This window comes from Stutzerimonas chloritidismutans AW-1 (assembly GCF_000495915.1).
GTDB classification, from domain to species: Bacteria; Pseudomonadota; Gammaproteobacteria; order Pseudomonadales; family Pseudomonadaceae; genus Stutzerimonas; species Stutzerimonas chloritidismutans.
The window spans coordinates 85,327-103,970 of record NZ_AOFQ01000074.1; the positions used below are offsets into that span (position 1 = coordinate 85,327).

An 18,644-nucleotide genomic window follows, 5' to 3' on the forward strand; every position below is an offset into this window, starting at 1 on the left:
TTCGAAACTACAAAAAAACAAAGGGCACGTTCCACTCGCGTGGAAACGTGCCCGATGTTACTCGTCAGGCACCAGCGGTGCCAGACGATGGCTTAGCCGGCTACGACGATCAGCTTGACGGTCGCTTCGACGTCGGTGTGCAGGTGCACAGCTACGTCGTACTCACCAACCTGACGGATGGTGCCGTTCGGCAGACGGACTTCGCTCTTCGCTACTTCAACGCCAGAGGCGGTCAGTGCGTCGGCGATGTCGTGAGTGCCGATGGAACCGAACAGCTTGCCCTCATCGCCCGCGGTAGCGGTGATGGTGACTTCCAGTTCGGCCAGCTGAGCGGCGCGAGTTTCGGCAGAAGCCTTACGCTCGGCAGCAGCTTTTTCCAGGTCAGCACGACGAGCTTCGAACTCGGCGATGTTGGCTGCGGTAGCAGCAGTAGCCTTGCGCTGCGGCAGCAGGTAGTTGCGACCGTAACCAGACTTGACGTTTACCTTGTCGCCCAGGTTGCCCAGGTTTGCGACTTTTTCCAGCAGGATGACTTCCATTTGAGTCTTACCTCTTAACTTTTAACCTTCACCGTTCGCAGGTCCCGCGCCATTCTTACCGGCTGCGCGACCACGAAAATCAAACAGACTGTCGACAATGGCCAAAACGGCCAGTAACGGATAAATCAACTGCATGAACAGCACCAGCGTGACGTACAGCCCCACCAGCCAGAATCGCGGCAGACGCCCCTGAGCCACCAGCCCGTGCATTAGCGCGATACCGGCAAACACCAGCGGTACACTGCACAACGGCGTCAAAACCGCCAGCTGCGCACCCAGGTTCGGTCCAAGCAGCATGCCGACCAGCAGCAGCACCGCCAGCAGTGGCGGGAACCGCAGCGTATGAAACTCACTGCCGAAACCGCCCGGGTTGTACAACGCTGCCTGCCAGTAACGACCAAGCATCAGGCTAAGCAGGGTGACGACCTGCAGCAGTGCAGCCAGAAGGCCGGTCAGTACCGGTGCCAACAAGGACTCCAAGCGTCCGCGCTCCTCCACCGAAAGCTGCTGATAGGCGCCTGACAATGCGTCAGGCAACACTTTCTGCAGTTCGCTGGCCAGCGCCGCAATGGGCTCGCCGAACACCGCACCGAGAGCCCAGACATACAGCAGTCCAAGGCCCACACTGCACAACATCACCCGCACCCACGAAGCCTGACTGCGCAGCAGTAACGCCAGCCCCAGCGAGCCCAGCAATACCAGCAGGGTTCGCGGATCGCCGAAGTACCACCAGGCCAGTGCTGGCAATACCGCCCAGACCAGCACACCCAACGCATCGTTGAGGCCACGGCGCAACAACACCAGGCTGCCCGCGGCTGCACTCAGCCAGAACAACATGGGCAACGCTGCAGCACCCGCCACCACGAAGATGGCTTGCATACGGCCGCGCATGATGAACTCAGCCAGGGCACGCATGCGATTTATCCTTTACTTCTGTCGACCAGCCGGATCAACGGCCGTGGCTGTCGGTGTAGGGCAGCAGGGCCAGGTAGCGGGCGCGCTTGATAGCGGTAGCCAGCTGACGCTGATAACGTGCCTTGGTTCCGGTGATACGGCTAGGAACGATCTTGCCGGTCTCGGAGATATAGGCCTTCAGGGTGTTGAGATCTTTGTAGTCGATCTCTTTCACGCCTTCGGCGGTGAAACGGCAGAACTTACGACGACGGAAAAAACGTGCCATGAAATAGGCTCCTCAATAGATCCGTGGATTACTCGTCAGCGTTGTTATCGCTGTCACTGTCGCTCTCGTTGGAGCCGTCAGTGTTGTCAGGGCGATCACGACGCTCGCGGCGCTCGCTACGGTTTTCCTCGGCCTTGAGCATTTCAGACTGTTCGGTCTCGGCTTCGTCGCGACGAATGATCAGGTTACGGATGACGGCGTCGTTGTAGCGGAAGTTGTCTTCCAGCTCGGCCAGGGCCTTGCCACTGCACTCGACGTTCAGCATCACATAGTGAGCCTTGTGCACGTTGTTGATGGCGTAAGCCAGCTGACGACGGCCCCAGTCTTCCAGGCGGTGAATCTTGCCACCGTCTTCTTCGATCAGCTTGGTGTAACGCTCCACCATGCCGCCGACCTGCTCGCTCTGGTCCGGGTGAACCAGAAAGATGATTTCGTAATGACGCATAATTGCTCCTTACGGGTTGCAGCCTGCCGACTAAGCGGTCAGGCAAGGAGTGAATGACTTGTTGTCTTGCTTGCAGGTAGGCGCGCAAACGCCTGCCGTCCAGGCAAGGGGCGCCATTCTAGAGAAGGGCTGACAGCGGCGCAAGGCGACCTGGTGAATATTTAACCAGCTTTAGACATTCAGTTGCGCAGCGCTGCACGCTCGGCGCGAATACCATCGAGCAGCTCGCGAACCTGGTGGATATCGTACGGCTTCAGCATGGTACGCAACCGATCGAGACCCACATCCGAAGCATTGACCGCATAGCCCGAGGCGATCACCAGCGATAACCTCGGGTGACGCGCACTAGCTTCACGCGCCAGATCGATTCCGCTCATCCCGGCTAGGCCGACATCCGTCAGCAGCACGTCGAAAGGCTGCTGCCCCAGCGCCTCCAGGGCCTCTTCCGCTGTCTCGCTCGCGACGACCTGATGCCCTAGCTCCATCATCACTTCACCGGTAAGCATGCGCAGAGTCGGGTCATCCTCGACGAAGAGGATCTTCAGACTGGCATCATCGGCCGCCGGGTTTTCCACGATATCGTCAGGCTGCGGGTCGCCCGCCACCACTTTGGCCGGACCTGCCGAGAGATCACCTCCCGCGCCCTGCCGCTGCCCGTCATCGACGCAGCGCGGCAAATGCACATGCACGGCGGTACCACCGCGCTCGCCGCTCTCCAGCGTAACGAAGCCACCGCTCTGCTTGACGAATCCATAAACCATGCTCAAGCCGAGACCGGAGGCATTGCTGTCCTGCTTGGTGGTGAAGAAGGGTTCGAATGCCCGTGCGCGCACGTCGTCACTCATGCCGCCGCCCTCGTCGATGACACTGAGCAGGACGTAATCGCCACGCGAGTTGCCAGGCGCATCCTCGCCCAGCTGGCGATTCTCCAGACGCAGCACCACACGTCCGCTACCCGCCATCGCATCGCGCGCGTTGGAAGCGAGGTTCAACACTACGCTCTGCAGATTGCCGACATCGGCGAACACCGGCCATGGCTCGCCCAGCACCTCCAGCTCCAGCTGTACCGCCGAACCCAACGCCCCATTTAGCAGCTCGTGCATCTGCTCAAGCAGCTCCGGCAAGTGCACCTGGCGCGGCAACAATGGTTGGCGGCTGGCGAAAGCCAGCAGCTGCGACGCCAGACGCGCACCCTTCTCGACCCCGCTGACGGCCGAGTCCAACCGTCGCGCTGCAGTCTGATCGCTACCGAGACCACGCCGCAGCAGCTGCAGGTTGCCTCCGATGATCTGCAGCATGTTGTTGAAGTCGTGCGCGATGCCACCAGTCAGCTTGCCCACTGCCTCCAACCGCTGAGCCTGCTGCAGGGCCTGCTCGGCCACCTGTCGCTCGGCCTCACTTTGCTGCAGCGCCAGGGTTCGCTCACGGACCAGCTCTTCCAGGTGATCGCGATAACGCTGCAGCTCCGCCTCGTTGCGCTGCTGCTCGGTCACATCCTGCCCTTGAACGAAGATGCCAATGACCCCGCCGTCGTTCTCGACGATCGGCTGCAAAACGAAATCCAGAATCGCTTCCTGTGGCTCCTTGCCCGGATGCCGTCTCAGGAACAGCGATACACGTTTGCCGACATACGGCTGACCGGTGCGATAGACCTCGTCGAGCAGACCGATGAGGGCCTGCCCCTCGATCTCCGGCAATCCCTCGCGAACCGTCTTGCCAAGCAGCTGACGGTGCCCAGTGACCTGCCGATAGGCATCATTGACCAGTTCATATACATGATCAGGGCCGCGCAGAAAGCAGACGAACCCAGGCGCCTGCGCGAACAGACGGCGCAGCTGCTCGCCTTCGGACTGCAGCAGCCTGGCACGGGACATTACGCTTTGCTCCAACTGCTGCAAGGGCTGCAGACCGGCCGCCGCCTGACTCAACGAGTCTTTCATTGCCTGCAGCTCGGTAATGTCCGAGGTGTGCTGCAGAATCGCAACGACCTCTCCTTGCTCATCCAGGATTGGCGTGTGCGTGGCGCTCCAGTAACGATCCTCGTAAACCGGGCCAAGCGGCGTTTGTCGCGCGATGGAGTAACGAATCACCGGCAACGTATCGACTGCCTTGCGGCTGAGCACCCGCGCAAACGAATCGAGCAACTCTTGCACTCGGGTCATCTCGGGACTGAGCGGATCGGCAGCGAAGGCCTCATGAAGGCGCTGCCCCTGGATATCCGTCAGTTTTCGCCCGGTAAGCGTCAGGTAAGCGGCATTCGCATCCAGAATGACCAGGTCACGATCAAGCAGGACATAAGCATTCGGGGATAGCCGGAACAGACTTTCGAAAGACGGGCGCTGCTGCATACAACCTCCATGGTGCGAGCCTGACGCCGCGTAACTAACCCAGCAAGGCTCCGGCAGCACCCGGAGCCCTCAAGCAAAATATGACGAGAAGCCGCTATCCGCGGACGGGCCTGGACACCGATTGACCACAAAAAGGTCAATCGGTTTCAGATCAGCAGGTCAGGCGTTCAGCCAGCGACCTTGGCGCTCTTGCGCTGACGCAGCGCCTCGAACAGGCATACGCCGGTCGCCACAGAAACATTCAGACTGCTGACGCTGCCGGCCATGGGCAGGCGCACCAGATAATCACAGTGTTCACGCGTCAGGCGCCGCATACCGCGACCCTCGGCGCCCATGATAAGCACGATGGGCCCGGTGAGATCCTGATCGTAGAGTGATTGCTCGGCTTCGCCCGCCGTCCCCACGACCCATAATCCACGCTGCTGCAGCTTCTCCAGCGTACGCGCAAGGTTGGTCACGGCGACCAGCGGAATCACTTCCGCCGCACCGCAGGCAACCTTGCGCACGGTGGCATTGAGAGTGGCCGATTTGTCTTTCGGCACGATCACGGCGAGCGCACCGGCCGCGTCCGCGGTGCGCAGACAGGCACCGAGGTTGTGCGGATCCGTCACACCATCCAGCACCAACAGCAGCGGCGGGCCATCGGCGCGATCGAGCAATTCCTCGAGCATGGCCTCACCCCATACCTGACTGGGGCTCACCTCGGCGACCACACCCTGATGCACGCCTTCGACCCAGGCATCCATCTCCCGCCGCTCACACTGCCCGACACTCACACGTGCCTGAGCAGCCAGCTCGATCACCATCTGGGCGCGCGGATCGCCGCGCCCCTCTGCCAGCCATACCTGCTTGACGCGCTTGGGATGATGGCGCAGCAATGCCTCGACAGCGTGCAGGCCGTAGATCTTTTCCAGCTGACTCATGACTTGGCCTTGCGCTTTCTGGCACCGCCACTCGAGCCGGTGGGTTTGTCACCTGACTTGGCTGCAGATTTCGGCTTGGCCGAGCCTGATCGCGACTTGCTCCCGCCCGCCGCCTTCTCGCTCTTGCCCTTCCTGCCGCCCTTCGCCTCGGCGAGCAATGCCTTCTTCAGCTCTCGACTCTTGCGCACATCGGCATTGCCCGGCTCGCGTCCACGGCTCGCACCGTCACGCTGCCCCGGAGCAGACTTGGTACCACCACCGATCAGCTCGAAATCGATCTTGCGCTCATCCAGATCGACGCGCATGACGCGCACCTCGACGCTGTCGCCGAGACGGAAACTGCGCCCACTGCGCTCACCGGACAACCGGTGGTGCAACGGATCGAAGTGGTAGTAGTCGCCCGGCATGGCAGTGACATGCACCAGCCCTTCTACGTAGATGTCTGTCAGCTCGACGAACAGGCCGAAACCAGTCACCGCAGTAATCACACCAGGGAAGGCCTCGCCGACACGATCCTTCATGAACTCGCACTTAAGCCAGTTAGTGACGTCGCGGGTAGCTTCGTCGGCGCGTCGCTCGGTCATCGAGCATTGCTCGCCCAGCTGTTCCAGCGCGGCTTCGTCGTACGGATAGATTCGCGCCTTGGGCATGCTGGTGGCGCCTTCGCGGCGCACATGAGGCGTGTCTCGACGGGAGCGGATGACACTGCGAATGGCGCGATGCACCAGCAGATCGGGATAACGCCTGATTGGCGAAGTGAAGTGGGCGTAAGCCTCGTAGTTCAGGCCAAAGTGACCATTGTTCTCGGCGCTGTATACGGCCTGACTCAGCGAGCGCAGCATGACCGTCTGGATCACATGGAAATCCGGGCGCCCCTGAATCTGCTCCAGCAGCGCCTGGTAATCCTTCGGCGTCGGACCTTCCTTGCCCTTGTGCAACGAGAGACCCAGTTCACCGAGAAAGGCGCGCAGCTTTTCCTGACGCTCCAGCGGCGGCGCATCGTGGACACGATAAAGCGCTGGGATCTCATGCTTCTGCAGGAATGCCGCCGTGGCGACGTTGGCGCAGAGCATGCACTCCTCGATCAGCTTGTGCGCATCGTTGCGCTCGGTCGGCTTGATCTCGGCGATCTTTTGATCGGCACCGAAGACGATACGCGTTTCCTGGGTCTCGAAATCGATCGCGCCGCGGGTATGACGCGCCTTGAGCAGCACCTTGTAGAGCGAATAGAGCTGCTTGAGATGCGGCAACACTTCGGCGTACTCCCCGCTCAGCCGCTTGCCTTCGGCTGACTTGGGCTGCTCCAGCATCGCGCTGACCTTGTTGTAGGTCAGTCGCGCATGCGAATGAATCACCGCCTCGTAGAACTGGTAGTCGGTCATCTTTCCCGACTTGCTCAGCGTGATCTCGCAGACCATGGCCAGGCGATCGACCTGCGGATTCAGCGAACAGAGCCCGTTGGAAAGCTGCTCGGGCAGCATGGGCACCACCCGCTCAGGGAAGTACACCGAGTTGCCGCGAACCACGGCCTCCTTGTCGAGCGCCGAGTCGATCTTGACGTAGTGCGACACGTCGGCAATGGCGACATACAGGCGGAAACCTCCTGTCAGGAGCTTCCAGCCGCCAGGCTTCTCGCAATAGACCGCATCGTCGAAGTCGCGCGCGTCTTCGCCATCGATGGTCACAAACGGTAGATGACGCAGATCGACGCGCTTGTGCTTGTCCTTTTCCTCGACCTCGGGCTTCAGCCGGGACGCTTCCTTCAGCACCGCTTCCGGCCAGACATGCGGGATATCGAAGCTGCGTAGCGCCACGTCGATTTCCATGCCCGGCGCCATGTAGTTGCCGATCACCTCAACGATGTCGCCCTGCGGCTGGAAGCGCTGGGTCGGCCAGTGAGTGATCTTGACCTCGACAAACTGCCCCGGTTTGGCGTCGAGCGCGCGGCCCGGCGTCACCAGCACTTCCTGCTGGATTTTCGGGTTGTCAGGAATGACAAAACCGACGTCGCTCTCAATGTGGTAGCGACCAACGATGCTTTCGTGAGCCCGACTGATCACTTCAACGATCGCGCCCTCACGACGCCCACGCCGATCAAGCCCGGCAACGCGCGCCAGACAGCGGTCGCCGTCGAACACCAGGCGCATCTGCGCGGGACTGAGAAACAGATCATCGCTGCCGTCATCCGGGATGAGAAAGCCGAAGCCGTCGCGGTGCCCACTGACGCGACCGCAGACCAGGTCCAGCTTGTCCACCGGGGCATAGGTGCCGCGCCGGGTGTAGATTAGCTGACCATCGCGCTCCATCGCTCGCAGGCGACGACGCAGCGCTTCGATATCTTCTTCGGACACCAGTCCGAACTCTTCAACCAGCTCTTCGCGGGCCGCCGGGGAGCCGCGCTCACCGAGATGCTGGAGAATCAGCTCGCGACTGGGAATGGGGTTGTCGTACTTTTCCGCTTCACGAGCGGCCTCGGGATCGAGGGATTGCCAATCGGCCATTAAGAGATGTCACCTTTCATTCATTTATAGGGCCAGAACGCCCTTCTTCTATTGAAGCGCGAATCGCTCCCGGACGGCAGCTTTCACGCGAATTATTTTTCACCATCAGGGGTTTACAAGGCCAAACCTCAGCCGTATAGTTCGCGCCCACAATGTCTGGCAGACGTTGTAACACGGAAACGGCTTAGTATCATCGTTTCTAGTGCCCAGGTGGCGGAATTGGTAGACGCACTAGGTTCAGGTCCTAGCGGTGGCAACACCGTGGAAGTTCGAGTCTTCTCCTGGGCACCACTTATTCAAATGAAACCCGCTGCGACATGGCGAGTCTCATGCAAGACGAAGAAGCCGACTTCGACCGATCTGATCGGTGAAATGGCAAAAGTCGGTGAGCGATCATCGCAATGTGCCCAGGTGGCGGAATTGGTAGACGCACTAGGTTCAGGTCCTAGCGGTGGCAACACCGTGGAAGTTCGAGTCTTCTCCTGGGCACCACTTATTCAAATGAAACCCGCTGCGACATGGCGAGTCTCATGCAAGACGAAGAAGCCGACTTCGACCGATCTGATCGGTGAAATGGCAAAAGTCGGTGAGCGATCATCGCAATGTGCCCAGGTGGCGGAATTGGTAGACGCACTAGGTTCAGGTCCTAGCGGTGGCAACACCGTGGAAGTTCGAGTCTTCTCCTGGGCACCACTCTTCAAGAAAAAACCGAGCCTCTGGCTCGGTTTTTTCGTTTCGGCGAGCAACTGATTGAACTGCCCCTTCCGATAGCCGGCAACGCCAGACAAAAGAAGACCGCCCGAAGGCGGTCTTTTTGTACCTGCAGCCTAGATCAGGCGTAAGGGTGGCGCAGCACAATGGTTTCGTTGCGATCCGGGCCGGTGGAGATGATATCCACCGGCGCCTCGACCAGCTCCTCGAGACGCTTGATGTACGCGCGCGCATTGGCGGGCAGCTCATCAAGGGTCTTCGCACCAACAGTCGACTCGCTCCAGCCCGGCATCTCTTCGTATACCGGCTGCAGGCCGTCATAGCTGTCCGCATCGGTCGGCGCGTCAACCAGAACATCGCCGTTACGATCCTTGTAACCGACACATATGCGGATGGTTTCCAGACCATCGAGCACGTCGAGCTTGGTCAGGCAGATGCCGGATATACTGTTGATCTCGATGGCACGACGCAGGATCACTGCATCGAACCAGCCACAGCGCCGCGCACGACCGGTAGTGGAACCGAACTCGTGACCGCGCTCGGCCAGGCGAGCACCGATATCATCGAACAGCTCGGTCGGGAACGGACCGGAACCCACGCGCGTGGTGTATGCCTTGGTGATACCGAGAATGTAATCCAGATACAGCGGACCGAAGCCCGAACCGGTGGCAGTGCCGCCGGCAGTGGTGCTGGAGCTGGTGACGTAGGGATAGGTGCCATGGTCGATGTCCAGCAGCGAGCCCTGCGCGCCCTCGAACATGATGCAGGCACCCTGCTTGCGCAGCTCGTGCAGGCGGGCGGTGACATCGGTGATCAACGGCTTGAGGATTTCCGCGTAGCCGAGCGCCTCATCTAGGGTCTTCTGGAAATCAACCGGCTCGACCTTGTAGAAGTTCTGCAGCACGAAGTTGTGGTATTCCAGCAGCTCGCGCAGCTTGACCGCGAAGCGCTCCGGGTTGAACAGGTCAGCAATGCGCAGGCCGCGACGTGCAACCTTGTCCTCGTAAGCCGGGCCAATGCCACGACCCGTCGTGCCGATCTTGCCTTCCGAGCGCGAAGCCTCACGCGCCTGATCCAGCGCCACGTGGTACGGCAGGATCAGCGTGCAGGACGGACTGATGCGCAGGCGCTCGCGTACCGGCACGCCCTTTTCTTCCAGCTTGGTGATCTCACGCAGCAGCGCATCGGGAGCGACCACCACGCCGTTGCCGATCAGACACTGCACATTGTCACGCAGGATGCCGGACGGAATCAGGTGCAGCACGGTCTTCTCACCGTCGATGACCAGGGTATGTCCGGCATTGTGGCCGCCCTGGTAACGCACGACCGCAGCCGCCTGATCGGTCAGCAGATCGACGATCTTGCCCTTGCCCTCATCACCCCACTGGGTGCCCAGGACCACGACGTTCTTACCCATAACCCTCTGTCCTCTTCGGCGAAGCATGCCGGTCGCAACCGGCGATAATCGAAACCAGGCCAGCGCCGCAGCGCGGCGCCACAACCATCAGGACGCCAGCGAAGCCACCGTCCAGACACCATCCTTCAATTGCAATTGCCGGTCGCAGCCGAGCTGCGCAGCATCGGCTCGCGACTGCCCATCAAGGGCTTGCACCACGCGCTCACCCTGACGCCGCAGCTGACGGACCGCATCCCACAGACCCGGTTCGCCGTCTTGCGGCGCCCAAACGCCCGACACAGGCGCGGAAAGATCAGCACTGCCCAGACTGACCAGCGTCTTCAGGTCGGTGGAGAAACCCGTCGCCGGGCGTGCGCGACCGAAGTCGGCACCAATGTCGTCATAACGACCACCCTGCGCGATCGACTGACCGACGCCGGGTACGAACACCGCGAACACCACTCCAGTATGGTAGTGATAGCCACGCAACTCGCCCAAATCGAAATACAGCGGCACATCCGGATAACGCGCCGCCAGCTGATCGGCAATGGCCGTCAGCGTTTCCAGCGCGGCCCGCACCTCGGCGGGCGCAGCCGCCAGCGCCATACGCGCCTGATCGAGCACTTCCCGCCCACCGCACAACCGCGCCAGCGCGCGCAGCATGCCGGCCAATGCCGGATTGAGCGCAGCAGTCTGCTCGGCAATCTCGTCCATCGCCTTGCGCTGCAGCGCATCGAACAACCGCTGCTCGGCTTCGCCGCTCAGCCCGGCAGCCTTGGCCAGACCACGATAGATGCCCACATGCCCGAGATCCATATGCACATCCGGCACCTCGGCAAGCTCGAGCATTTCCAGCATCAGACTGATGACCTCGATATCACTGGCAGCAGACGCATCACCATACAGCTCAGCCCCCAACTGGATAGGGCTGCGCGAGGTGGAAAGCGCCTGCGGCTTGGCATGCAACACACTACCGGCATAGCACAGGCGACTGGGACCTTCGCGACGCAGGGTATGCGCGTCGACCCGGGCCACTTGTGGCGTGATATCAGCCCGCAGCCCCATCTGGCGACCGGAAAGCGGGTCGATGACCTTGAAGGTGCGCAAATCCAGATCCTGCCCGGAACCGGTGAGCAACGACTCGAGAAACTCCACGTGCGGGGTGATGACCAGCTCGTAGCCCCAGCACTGGAACAGGTCCAGCACGCGCCGACGCGCCGTTTCGATACGCGCCGCCTCCGGCGGCAGCACCTCTTCGATGCCATCTGGCAAAAGCCAGCGGTCTACCGTTGCCATTCGCGAAATCACCTCTCGTTCCGGTAAGCCCAGACGAAAACCGCGGCAGCAGCCTTAGCCGGCCTTCGGTCGCGTGCAGTTGTATTCGAACCATGGCATCCGAGCCATGCCCTGTGAAGGGATCGGCATGACCGCTGCATGCCTGGGATAGCCTGCGACCTCAAGGGCACAGACGCAAAAAAGCCGGGATTTTCCCGGCTGGCGGATCATAGCAATCTTTTCTCTAACGGTCACCCGACGGCACGGCCGTGCCGCCGGGGAACCTTCATCTCGCCATCAACTAGTTGCTCTTTTCCAGATAACGGAAGAAATCGCTCTTCGGATCGAGCACCAACACGTCTTCCTTGCTGGAGAAGCTCTCGCGATAAGCCTGCAGACTGCGATGGAAGGCATAGAACTCCTGATCCTGACCATACGCCGCGGCATAGATGGCAGCAGCCTGAGCATCGCCATCACCGCGCAGCTCCTCAGCCTCGCGGAACGCCTCGGCCAGCAGGACACGGCGCTGACGATCGGCGTCGGCACGGATACCTTCGGCTAGCTCTTTACCTTTGGCGCGATGCTCACGAGCCTCACGCTCACGCTCAGAGCTCATTCGCTCGAACACGCTGCGATTGACTTCCCGCGGCAGATCAATGCCCTTGACGCGCACATCGACCACTTCGATGCCCAGCTCCTGTTGAGCGGCGCGGTTCAGACTGGTTGTGACCTGAGCCATCAGCTCGTCACGCTGACCGGACACGGACTCGTGCAACGTGCGCTTACCGAACTGGTCACGCAACGCCGCCTCCAGACGGCGAGCCAGGCGCTCGTCGGCAATCTGCTTCATCCCCGAGGTCGCGGTGTAGAAGCGCTCGGCATCATCTACACGCCACTTGGCGTAGGAGTCGACCATCAGCGCTTTCTTTTCCAGGGTCAGGAAGCGGGAAGTCGTGGTATCCAGTGTCAGCAGTCGCGCATCGAATTTGCGCACCGAGTTCACGTACGGAATCTTCATGTGCAGGCCAGGCTTCACATCAGGCTCGACGATGCGACCGAAGCGCAGCAGGACTGCACGCTCGGTCTGCGAGACGATGTAGAAGCTGTTCCACAGAACGATTGCCGCCACAACGCCCACGATCAGGGCGGTAAGGGATTTATTGCTCATCAGCGGCTCTCCCTCGTACGAACTTCACGCGGATCCAACTCCGGCGGCAGACGGGTGCCCTGGGTAGCCGCGCCCGACACAGCTCCGGCCGGAGCAGGCGTGCTCGCACCACGACTGTTGATCATCTTGTCCAGCGGCAGATAGAGCAGGTTCTGCCCGCTGTCACCACTCACCATGACCTTGCTGGTATTGCTCATGACTTCCTGCATGGTTTCCAGATACAGGCGCTCGCGCGTCACTTCCGGCGCCTTGCGATATTCGGCGACCAGCTTGCTGAAGCGATCCGCCTCACCCTGAGCGCGGGAAATCACCGCGTCGCGGTAACCACTGGCTTCTTCCAGCATGCGCTGGGCCTGGCCGCGGGCTTCGGGAATCACGCCATTGGCGTACGACTCAGCCTGGTTCTTCTCACGCTGCTCGTCTTCACGCGCGCGAATCACGTCATCGAACGCTTCCTGCACCTCACGCGGCGCAGCTGCGCTCTGCAGGTTGACCTGGGTGACGACGATGCCTGTGGCGTAATTGTCGAGGAAACGCTGCAAGCGCTCCTTGACCTCGCCAGCCATCACTTCACGACCTTCAGTCAGCACCTGATCCATGGCGGTCGAACCCACCACATGCCGCACGGCGCTGTCGGTCGCATGTTGCAGGCTTACTTCAGGCTGATCGACATTGAGCACGAACGCCTGAAGATTGCTGATCTTGTACTGAACGGTGAGCGGCACCTCGATGATGTTCTCATCCTCGGTGAGCATCTGCCCCTGCTTGCTGTAAGAACGCTCGCGGGTGACGTTTTCCTGGAACTTGCGATCGATCGGCGGGAAGTAGATGTTCAGGCCCGGCCCGACCGTCTCGTGATACTTGCCGAAGCGCAGCACGACGGCCTGCTCCTGCTCGTCGACGATATAGATCGCATTGAACAGCCAGACGGCCAGCAGCACGACCAGGGCAATCCAAACCAGACCGAAGCCGCCGCGCTTGCCGCTGCCACCGAAATTGCTGCCGCCGCCACGCTTCTTGCCACCGAACATGCCGTTCAGGCTGTCCTGCAGCTTGCGGAAAGCCTCATCGAGATCCGGCGGGCCTTTCTGGTCGCCACCGCCACCACCGCGACGGCCACCGCCACCACTGCCCCAGGGATCCTGGTTGTTCGAGTTGCCACCCGGCTCATTCCAAGCCATAGCGCTCTCCATTCAAATAAAGCTAAAGGCGCGCCCACGGCGCGCCCACCAATGCTACAGAAAGCCCCGAACTACCGGCAAAATTGCCACTAGAGGCTTTATTGCAAAGTGTGTTGCTCGATGAACTCATCCACCCGCAACCCTTCGCGACTGATCAAGCGATTCAATTCGATTCTTGGCAAGCGAACTTCCAGCAGGCTGCCACCCTCGTCATCATGCGTTTCCCGCTGCACCGCGCTGAGCTCGAAGAACTGCGCCCGCAGCCGCCCGAGCCGCTGTGGCAGGCGCAGCGTCCCGACAAACAGATCGTTGCCCAGCAGCTCGGCAATGGCCTGGCGCACCAGATCCAGCCCCAATCCATCACGAGCGGACACCCAGACACGCTGCGGCTTGCCATCGGCGTCGCGCTGAATCTGCGGCTCGATGCCCTCCATCAGGTCAACCTTGTTGTAGACCTCGAGCATCGGCAACTCGTTGGCGCCGATCTCACCGAGCACCGCCAGCACCTGCTCGATCTGCTGATCACGCTCTGGCTCGTGCGCATCGATGACATGCAAGAGAAGATCGGCGTTGCTGGACTCTTCCAGCGTAGCCCTGAAGGACTCCACCAACTTGTGTGGCAGATGACGGATGAAACCCACGGTGTCGGCCAGCACCACCGGCCCGACATCATCCAGCTCAAGCCGCCGCAACGTCGGATCGAGCGTGGCGAACAGCTGATTGGCCGCGTACACATCCGACTCGGTCAGCGCATTAAACAAGGTGGACTTGCCGGCGTTGGTGTAACCAACCAGCGACACGGAGGGTATATCGGCACGACGACGCCCGCGACGGGCCTGCTCGCGCTGACCGCGGACCTTTTCCAGACGCTGCTTGATTTGCCGGATGCGCACACGCAGCAAGCGGCGGTCGGTTTCCAGCTGGGTTTCACCCGGGCCACGCAGACCGATACCGCCCTTCTGTCGCTCAAGGTGAGTCCAGCCGCGAACCAGGCGCGTACTCATGTGCTCAAGCTGGGCCAGTTCGACCTGTAGCTTGCCTTCATGGGTGCGTGCGCGCTGGGCGAAGATATCCAGAATCAGACCGGTACGATCCAGCACGCGACATTCGAGCGCTCGCTCGAGGTTGCGCTCCTGGCTAGGCGTCAGGGTGTGATTGAAGATCACCAACTCGGCCTCGCCATCCTTGACGAGGTCATGCAGCTCCTCGACCTTGCCACTGCCGATCAGGAACTTGGCGGACGGCTGATGCCGGGCGACATTGACGAAGCCAACCGCCTCGGCGCCTGCCGAGCGCGCCAGCTCCTGGAATTCCTGAGGGTCCTCGCGCGCCGCGGGGTCCTGGCCGTCCAGGTGCACCAGGATAGCCCGCTCACCACCACCGGGACGTTCGAAGAACAAAGAAACCTACCTCAGTCGTTGCTCGACTCGGATTGCTCGGCATCACCAGCGGTCGGCAGGCGCACAGGGCGGCCCGGAACCACAGTGGAGATGGCGTGCTTGTAAACCATCTGGCTGACGGTGTTTTTCAGAAGAATGACGAACTGGTCGAAGGATTCGATCTGGCCCTGCAGCTTGATGCCGTTGACCAGATAGATGGAAACCGGGACGCGTTCCTTACGCAGTGTGTTGAGGTAAGGGTCTTGTAGCGAATGCCCTTTTGACATGTGCCGCACTCCTTAGAGGATCTGTTTTCATTAGTGTTCTAAAAGTACAACCGACGATCCACTTGTCTGAGAATAGACGGTCAATTCGCAGTGTCAGCTCAATATGGAGAGCGATTGCAGGTATTTCAATGCGCGCGGCAGATTGTCGCGGGACAAACTGTCCAGCCAGTGCATCTCCCCCCAGCTTCGCAACCAGGTGAACTGCCGTTTGGCCAGTTGCCGGGTTGCGATGATGCCGCGCTCCACCATTTCCTCTCGGGTCGATGATCCGTCCAGATATTCCCAGACCTGACGATAACCAACCGCTCGAATCGACGGCATGCCAAGGTGCAGATCACCCCGATCCCTCAGGGCTTCGACCTCTTCGACAAAGCCCTGTTCAACCATGTGCAGGAAACGTCTCTCGATGCGTTCATGCAAGATGTGGCGTTGTGCGGGGGCGATGCACAGTTGCGCGACAGTATAAGGCAAGACTCCTGAGCCTGGAGCGTCTGCGACGGCTTTTTGCGACCTTTGTCGGGCGCGATGCTCGCTCATGGTCAAGCCGCTGACGCGATATACCTCTAGTGCGCGTACCAGCCGCTGCGGATCGTTAGGATGAATGCGCGCTGCCGACTCCGGATCCACCTGGGCCAACTGATCGTGCAGCACCTGCAACCCTTGCGTCGCGGCCAGCGCCTCGAGCTCGGCACGTAGCAACGGGTCAGCTGCCGGCATATCGGCGAGTCCTTCCTGCAACGCCTTGAAATACAACATAGTGCCGCCAACCAGCAGAGGAATTCGGCCAGCCGCGCTGATCTCGGCCATGGCCGCCAGGGCATCTGCGCTGAACTCTGCAGCCGAGTAGCTCTCGGCCGGGTCGAGAATGTCCACCAGACGATGGGGAAACTCGGCCAACACCTCAGCCGACGGCTTCGCCGTGCCGATATCCATGCCACGATAGACCAGCGCCGAATCGACACTAATCAGCTCGCAGGGCAGCAAGCGCGCCAGCTCCAACGCAAGATCGGTCTTGCCCGACGCAGTGGGGCCCATGAGGAAGATGGCAGGAGGGAGAGCGGACATCAGGAAGCTCGACGGTCTTGGCCGCATAGTTTCCGGCGACAGGCGGCCGGCTGCAAGCACGGTTCGCCGCGAGGATTACTCAGCGACCGCGCAGGAACAGCTTGTCCAGCTCGTCCATGCCGAGCTGCGTCCAGGTCGGACGCCCGTGATTGCACTGCCCGCTGCGCTCGGTATGTTCCATATCGCGCAGCAAGGCGTTCATCTCGGGCACCGTCAGCCGCCGGTTGGCGCGCACTGCGCCATGACACGCCATGGTCGCCAGCAGCTCGTTCAGATGGGCCTGAATACGGTCACTGGTGCCGTACTCAAGCAGATCGGCCAACACGTCGCGGACCAGCCGGGTCGCTTCGGCCTGCTTGAGCAGCGACGGGATCTGTCGAATCGCCAAGGTTTCCGGCCCCAGTCGTTGCAGCTCGAAACCCAGCATCTGAAACCATTGCCCGTGCTCTTCGGCGCAGTCGGCTTCACGCTGACTCAGCGCAATCGACTCAGGCACCAGCAATGGCTGCCCGCGCAAGCCTTCGCTGGCCATGGCGGTTTTCAGTCGCTCATAGGTGATGCGTTCGTGAGCGGCGTGCATGTCAACCAACACCATGCCCTGAGCATTTTCGGCGAGGATGTAGACGCCCTTGAGCTGCGCCAGCGCATACCCCAGCGGCGGCACGTCATCCTGACTCGCCGGCAGTGCCGCGGGACCGCTTTCGGGCAACGGTGTGAAGAACTCGCGATAAGCACCCTGAGCTTCGGCGGTATAGCCGGCCGAAGCAGGCCGTGGCGCCTGATAACCGGCCCCTGCGCCGCGCCAGGACGACGTATCACCCTGGGGCCGCTCAAGCACACTGGCCGCCAGACTCATTTCGTTCTGCCCGGCGAACTCGCCAGCGGCCAGTCCGGAAACCTGCGTCATCGGCGTGACGCTGGCCGGTGCCGCGAGCTGATCTTCCGGCCGCACATCCCCCAGGGCGCGATGCAGCGTGCCGTAAAGGAAGTCATGCACCATGCGGCTGTCGCGGAAGCGCACTTCATGCTTGGTCGGGTGCACGTTGACGTCCACCACCGCCGGGTCGACATCGAGGAACAGCACAAACGTCGGGTGCCGGCCGTTGAACAGCACATCGCGATAGGCCTGGCGTACCGCATGGGCCACCAGCTTGTCGCGAACCATGCGCCCGTTGACGTAGAAATACTGCAGGTCCGCCTGACTGCGCGAGAAGGTCGGCAGCCCGACCCAGCCCCACAGTCGCAAGCCGTTACGCTCGATCTCAATGGGCAGCGCCTGCTCGAGGAACGCCGGCCCGCATACCGAAGCGACACGACGCGCGCGCGCCGCATCGTCTTCGGCCTGGTGCAGCGCCAGCACGACCTTGCCGTTATGGCGCAGATGGAAGGACACGTCGAAACGCGCCAGCGCCAGGCGCTTGATGACTTCCTGAAGGTGATCGAATTCGGTCTTCTCGGTGCGCAGAAACTTGCGTCGCGCCGGCGTATTGAAGAACAGATCGCGCACCTCCACCGAGGTGCCCACTGGATGCGCCGCGGGCTGCACCCGCGCTTCCATTTCACGCCCCTCGGTCTCCACCTGCCAGGCCTCGCTGGCATCGGCGGTGCGTGAGGTCATGGTCAGACGCGAGACGGAACTGATCGAAGCCAGCGCTTCGCCCCGAAAGCCCAGACTCATGACCCGCTCGAGGTCTTCCAGATCACGAATCTTGCTGGTGGCGTGACGCGCCAGGGCCAGCGGCAGATCGTCCGGCGGAATGCCGCAGCCGTCGTCGCGCACTCGCAACAGCTTGACCCCGCCCTGCTCAATGTCCACATCGATACGTCGCGCGCCCGAATCCAGACTGTTTTCCAGCAGCTCCTTGATCACCGAGGCCGGGCGCTCCACCACCTCGCCGGCGGCAATCTGGTTCGCCAGCCGCGGACTTAGCAGCTGGATGCGCGGCACGTCGCTCATGGCTGCGAGGCCAGCGTGGTGGCGGGAATGCTCAGCGTCTGGCCGATCTTGATCACATCATTGCGCAGATTGTTGGCGCTGCGCAGGGAAGTCAGGCTTACCTGATAGCGCTGGGCGAGCAATGCCAGGCTCTCGCCGGAACGTACGACGTGCTCGCGCGGCGCACTGGCGATCTTGCCGGAATCCCGCAACCAGGCCACATAGGTTCCAGGCGGCGGATTCTCATGAAAGAACTGCCTTACGCCACTGTGGATCGAGCGCGCCAGGGACTGCTGGTGGCTCCCCCCCC

The 18,644-nt window shown here is 61.4% G+C and carries 16 protein-coding genes and 3 tRNA genes; 3 read left to right on the forward strand and 16 right to left on the reverse strand.

Annotated elements, in window-relative coordinates:
* Positions 1-92 precede the first annotated feature (92 nt).
* The 7 genes from rplI to rnr all read right to left on the reverse strand — a co-directional run bounded on the left by rplI (position 93) and on the right by rnr (position 7,936).
* Positions 93-539 carry a 50S ribosomal protein L9 gene (gene rplI / locus F753_RS48270; protein WP_014819053.1) on the reverse strand — a complete coding sequence of 149 codons (447 nt, stop codon included), beginning with the start codon at positions 537-539 and terminating at the stop codon, positions 93-95.
* Positions 540-560: 21 nt separating this feature from the next.
* Positions 561-1,454 carry a YybS family protein gene (locus F753_RS48275; protein ID WP_023447182.1) on the reverse strand — a complete coding sequence of 298 codons (894 nt, stop codon included), beginning with the start codon at positions 1,452-1,454 and terminating at the stop codon, positions 561-563.
* 34 nt (positions 1,455-1,488) lie between these two features.
* Complete coding sequence (rpsR, locus tag F753_RS48280) at positions 1,489-1,719, reverse strand: 30S ribosomal protein S18 (protein ID WP_003283112.1); 231 nt, start codon at positions 1,717-1,719, stop codon at positions 1,489-1,491.
* Positions 1,720-1,747: 28 nt separating this feature from the next.
* Positions 1,748-2,164 carry a 30S ribosomal protein S6 gene (gene rpsF, locus F753_RS48285; RefSeq protein WP_003298557.1) on the reverse strand — a complete coding sequence of 139 codons (417 nt, stop codon included), beginning with the start codon at positions 2,162-2,164 and terminating at the stop codon, positions 1,748-1,750.
* 179 nt (positions 2,165-2,343) lie between these two features.
* The gene (locus tag F753_RS48290; protein WP_023447183.1) at positions 2,344-4,512 is read right to left on the reverse strand and encodes a PAS domain-containing protein; all 2,169 of its coding nucleotides are present in this window, start codon (positions 4,510-4,512) and stop codon (positions 2,344-2,346) included.
* 167 nt (positions 4,513-4,679) lie between these two features.
* Entirely contained in the window at positions 4,680-5,435 is a 756-nt protein-coding gene (gene rlmB, locus F753_RS48295) for a 23S rRNA (guanosine(2251)-2'-O)-methyltransferase RlmB (protein ID WP_014819050.1), read from the reverse strand.
* Entirely contained in the window at positions 5,432-7,936 is a 2,505-nt protein-coding gene (gene rnr / locus F753_RS48300) for a ribonuclease R (RefSeq protein WP_023447184.1), read from the reverse strand. Before rnr ends, rlmB begins: the two co-directional genes overlap by 4 nt.
* Positions 7,937-8,140: 204 nt before the next feature.
* On the opposite strand from rnr, the gene F753_RS48305 reads away from it, so the two are divergent.
* The 3 genes from F753_RS48305 to F753_RS48315 all read left to right on the forward strand — a co-directional run bounded on the left by F753_RS48305 (position 8,141) and on the right by F753_RS48315 (position 8,629).
* Positions 8,141-8,227, forward strand: a tRNA-Leu gene (locus tag F753_RS48305).
* Positions 8,228-8,341: 114 nt separating this feature from the next.
* Positions 8,342-8,428 (forward strand) — tRNA-Leu (locus F753_RS48310).
* Between the two features lie 114 nt (positions 8,429-8,542).
* Positions 8,543-8,629, forward strand: a tRNA-Leu gene (locus F753_RS48315).
* A gap of 139 nt (positions 8,630-8,768) precedes the next feature.
* On the opposite strand, the gene F753_RS48320 is transcribed toward F753_RS48315, so the two are convergent.
* The 9 genes from F753_RS48320 to F753_RS48360 form a co-directional block, all read right to left on the reverse strand.
* Positions 8,769-10,064: an adenylosuccinate synthase gene (locus tag F753_RS48320; RefSeq protein ID WP_023447185.1), complete on the reverse strand. Its 1,296-nt coding sequence runs from the start codon at positions 10,062-10,064 to the stop codon at positions 8,769-8,771.
* 87 nt (positions 10,065-10,151) lie between these two features.
* On the reverse strand, positions 10,152-11,339 hold the full coding sequence (locus tag F753_RS48325) for an ATP phosphoribosyltransferase regulatory subunit (protein WP_023447186.1): 1,188 nt from the start codon (positions 11,337-11,339) through the stop codon (positions 10,152-10,154).
* A gap of 280 nt (positions 11,340-11,619) precedes the next feature.
* On the reverse strand, positions 11,620-12,486 hold the full coding sequence (gene hflC, locus F753_RS48330; protein ID WP_003298550.1) for a protease modulator HflC: 867 nt from the start codon (positions 12,484-12,486) through the stop codon (positions 11,620-11,622).
* A complete protein-coding gene (gene hflK / locus F753_RS48335) occupies positions 12,486-13,667 on the reverse strand; it encodes an FtsH protease activity modulator HflK (RefSeq protein ID WP_023447187.1) in 1,182 nt (393 codons plus the stop codon). The genes hflC and hflK overlap by 1 nt, the downstream gene beginning before the upstream one ends.
* A gap of 98 nt (positions 13,668-13,765) precedes the next feature.
* Entirely contained in the window at positions 13,766-15,067 is a 1,302-nt protein-coding gene (hflX, locus tag F753_RS48340) for a ribosome rescue GTPase HflX (RefSeq protein WP_023443674.1), read from the reverse strand.
* 11 nt (positions 15,068-15,078) lie between these two features.
* Positions 15,079-15,333, reverse strand: a complete 255-nt coding sequence (gene hfq, locus F753_RS48345) for an RNA chaperone Hfq (RefSeq protein ID WP_003298547.1) — start codon at positions 15,331-15,333, stop codon at positions 15,079-15,081.
* A 93-nt stretch (positions 15,334-15,426) separates the two neighbouring features.
* The gene (gene miaA / locus F753_RS48350) at positions 15,427-16,398 is read right to left on the reverse strand and encodes a tRNA (adenosine(37)-N6)-dimethylallyltransferase MiaA (protein ID WP_023443673.1); all 972 of its coding nucleotides are present in this window, start codon (positions 16,396-16,398) and stop codon (positions 15,427-15,429) included.
* A gap of 79 nt (positions 16,399-16,477) precedes the next feature.
* Complete coding sequence (mutL, locus tag F753_RS48355) at positions 16,478-18,355, reverse strand: DNA mismatch repair endonuclease MutL (RefSeq protein ID WP_023443672.1); 1,878 nt, start codon at positions 18,353-18,355, stop codon at positions 16,478-16,480.
* A partial coding sequence (locus F753_RS48360) for a LysM peptidoglycan-binding domain-containing protein (RefSeq protein ID WP_156924059.1) occupies positions 18,352-18,644 on the reverse strand: 293 nt, incomplete at its 5' end. The genes mutL and F753_RS48360, both read right to left, overlap by 4 nt.